The sequence below is a fragment of the Bradyrhizobium sp. Kon69 genome, assembly GCF_055807515.1.
The window spans coordinates 1-526 of sequence record NZ_JBVVOS010000102.1 but is presented as its reverse complement, the minus strand read 5'-3'; the positions used below and the strand labels follow the sequence as shown (position 1 = coordinate 526).

Genomic DNA, 526 nt, shown 5'->3' with positions numbered 1-526 from the left:
ACGACCGAGCCGGCGGGCCGCAAGGCGGGCGTCAAGGTCAAGGACGTCGCCGAGCTGGTGTCGAAACTCAAGAACGAAGCCGGGGTGCTCTGATGACGACGCTTCTGATTGCCGAACACGACAATGCGTCGCTCAAGGATGCGACCAACAAGGCCCTGACCGCGGCGGCCGCGCTCGGCGCGGACGTCGAGGTTCTGGTGGCCGGTGAGAACGCCAAGGCCGCAGCGGACGCGGCCGCAAAGCTTGCCGGTGTGAAGAAGGTGCTGCTCGCCGACGGCGCGCTTTACGCGCACGATCTGGCCGAGCCACTGGCCGCGCTGATCGTCTCGCTGGCTCCCGGCTACGACGCCATCGTCGCGCCCGCGACCTCGCGCTTCAAGAATGTGATGCCGCGCGTCGCGGCCCTGCTCGACGTCATGCAGGTCTCAGAGATCACCAAGGTGGTCGCCCCCGACACCTATGAGCGTCCGATCTACGCCGGCAACGCCATCCAGACGGTGAAGTCGAAGGACGCCAAGAAGGTCAT

At 66.3% G+C, this 526-nt stretch carries 2 pseudogenes; both read left to right on the top strand.

Annotation, left to right across the window (positions count from 1 at the left end):
- Window positions 1–93: pseudogene (locus tag AC0L3U_RS38385) on the top strand (electron transfer flavoprotein subunit beta/FixA family protein); the annotation flags it as partial.
- A pseudogene (locus AC0L3U_RS38380) lies at window positions 93–526 on the top strand (electron transfer flavoprotein subunit alpha/FixB family protein); the annotation flags it as partial. The pseudogenes AC0L3U_RS38385 and AC0L3U_RS38380, both read left to right, overlap by 1 nt.